Source organism: Xenorhabdus beddingii (assembly GCF_002127545.1).
In the GTDB taxonomy this organism is placed as follows: domain Bacteria; phylum Pseudomonadota; class Gammaproteobacteria; order Enterobacterales; family Enterobacteriaceae; genus Xenorhabdus; species Xenorhabdus beddingii.
In genome coordinates this window covers 1-2,424 of sequence record NZ_MUBK01000081.1, presented here as the reverse complement: position 1 = coordinate 2,424, position 2,424 = coordinate 1, and the positions used below count along the sequence as shown (strand labels likewise).

Below are 2,424 nucleotides of genomic sequence, written 5' to 3'. Positions count from 1 at the left end.
CATTGTCGGCCAGTGCATAACCACAGGCATGTCGTAACATGTGCGGATTCGCGCAAATCGATAATTTTGCCTTCAAACTGGTCTGGCGAATGATTTTATACATCTGCTGACGTGACATCCGCTGACCACTGCGAGACAGAAATAACCAGTCGGGTTCTTGGTTCTCGGCGGGCTGTTCATCCGATAACGGGGATGGTTTAGGGAAATACTTGGCTCGTACCGCCAGCCAGTGACGTATCAATTGAATTTCACGGGATACCATCGGATGAATGGTAGAAAAGCCATTTTTCAATCGTTGTACCCGTAAACTTTTTCCTGCCAAATCCACATCAGAAATACGCAAACTCAATAATTCAGAAACCCGGAAACCATGAATATAGCCCATAAATATCATGCAGGTATTACGTGCTGCGTGAGCCTGTTTCTCCAATACTGTCAATAACACTTCTATCTCAGATTGGGTCAGGTATTTGCGCTTTAACATATTTTTTATCTCCAGATCATTTATCAAAAAAAATCATAAGGGTTACCTAAATGATTTTTGCTGATTATTTTCAGACTGCAATGTCAACTCTTCAATAATCCGATTATTTTCCTGCAATGACTGTTTTTGGATACCCATAATCGTCGTCATTTAGCCCAATGATAGTCATAGCTGTATCGTATCAGCTATTAAGGGGAAATATTTTTATGGGTGGGTTGAGGTTTTTTTATTTTGGTGGCTGATCTCTGTCCTTATTGGGCAAGAATGTCGGACTGGTCACGAAGTTCATCAAACGACTTCGCCTCATCTGCCGTTAAAAAACACTTTTCTATTTCAGCAGTGAACGTATTTGGTGAGATAAATATTTATAATTAAAAAACATAAAGAATGGCGATTTAAATCGCCATTCTGATAAAACTATTTACCTTTTACTTTAATAGTATAGATTTTATCGAAGTCTTTCCCTGAGTACATTGTACCCAAAGTAAACCCTACCACTTCAATTTTTATCGATTCTATCTTCTTTGGGATTCCGGTTATATCTATATGATGATAATCTTTTCTTATTTCTTTTTTCCCTTCCCATTGGAAAGAACTTTCTTTGGGATTCCATGTTAATCCTGAATCAATAGGATGAATTTTTACCCAAACGCTTTTTTCATTTAATGCGCCTCCTGTGATGGTAATTGATGCTTGATATGGTTCATTTATCACAGCATCAGGAAGAACTTCTGATTTTGGTAAAACTTCTGGCGTAGGATTCCCACAACCATAAAGTAAAAAAATAAAAATAATTAATATGTTTTTCATATTATTTCATTGGCTTAAAAACCAATCCTCCAAACACATGGTTTAGTACATAATCTAATGATTTATTATTTTTTATTTGAGGTTCTACTTTACCCCATGAAAACAGATTTAAATTTACATACTGATTAAAATCTGAATTGTTTGTTATGTTTTCTTTTCCATAGTTTCTTACTACTCCTTCCCAAACTATCCAATGATTTTTCCCTGATGTTTCTGTATTACCAAAATCTGATAACATTCCTGCTGAAATTAAAGTAACAACATGATATCCTTTGTTATAATAATCACCGAGAGTTACCAAATCATTTATATTACAATGGGATAATCCAACATTACTAAAAATTTTTTCATAACCCGCTTTTTCAAACCAATCTGACAATGTCCACCAAGCCGTAATACCCGGTACTTGATCGGAAACTTCATCGTAGTCCATAATAATATTTTCTGAGTCTCTCAAACTGGCTAATGTCAACCAATCTAATCCTGAGATTCTTGAACCGTACTGATTATAAAACGAACCTTTAGGATGCCGGCAACCATCGCCCGGCTTGATTTCTAATTCACCTATTTTAGTCTTACCATATCGCCATAATTCACGGGCAGCTTGCTCATAAATATCAGGTCTGTCCATCTGCAAACAATAAAAAAATGCAGCAGGGCCACATAAACTCGCTCCACCTTGATCCGGAAAATTTCTTTTAGATAACCTATTTTGAATTTGTGATTCAATTTTACTTTTCTCAAATGGATCATCTTTATGCCCGATTGGATACTCTTTCGCAATAAAAGGTCTTTCAGGAATAGTAATTTTTAATTCAACGGTGTTATCCCCGTCGCTAACAGGCTTTGTTTCTATTGTACTCTCAAAATAACAGGCATTCTCCCGTTTTTTATCTGAACAGGCTTTACCTGAGACAAACTCACCCAGTGTATACATCTTTTTAAAAGGGGCTTGCAATGCCTGAATCGTATTTGAGCCATGTTTACGGTAAAGCATGATTTGCATAATATAAATTACGGAAAGATCATCGTCTGTTTCCTGCGTGACATGCCGTTGAGTTTCATAATTACTCTGTAATTTCGCCTGAAAAACATCGAGCAATATATGATGATTTCCTTTTGCGTCTTTA

General features: G+C 36.3%; 3 protein-coding genes. All 3 read right to left on the bottom strand.

The annotated features are described in order from the left end of the window. Positions 1 to 484 (bottom strand): tyrosine-type recombinase/integrase (locus tag Xbed_RS18380; protein WP_086114267.1); only part of this gene is annotated, 484 nt, incomplete at its 3' end. 417 nt (positions 485 to 901) lie between these two features. Continuing rightward, a complete protein-coding gene (locus tag Xbed_RS20390; RefSeq protein ID WP_244182559.1) occupies positions 902 to 1,294 on the bottom strand; it encodes a hypothetical protein in 393 nt (130 codons plus the stop codon). 1 nt (position 1,295) lies between these two features. Beyond that, positions 1,296 to 2,424 (bottom strand): hypothetical protein (locus tag Xbed_RS18370; RefSeq protein ID WP_244182558.1); only part of this gene is annotated, 1,129 nt, incomplete at its 5' end.

Excerpts from the sequence above, each read along its gene's own strand:
- Xbed_RS20390 (WP_244182559.1), bottom strand. The coding sequence starts at position 1,294 with ATGAAAAACATATTAATTATTTTTATTTTTTTACTTTATGGTTGTGGG.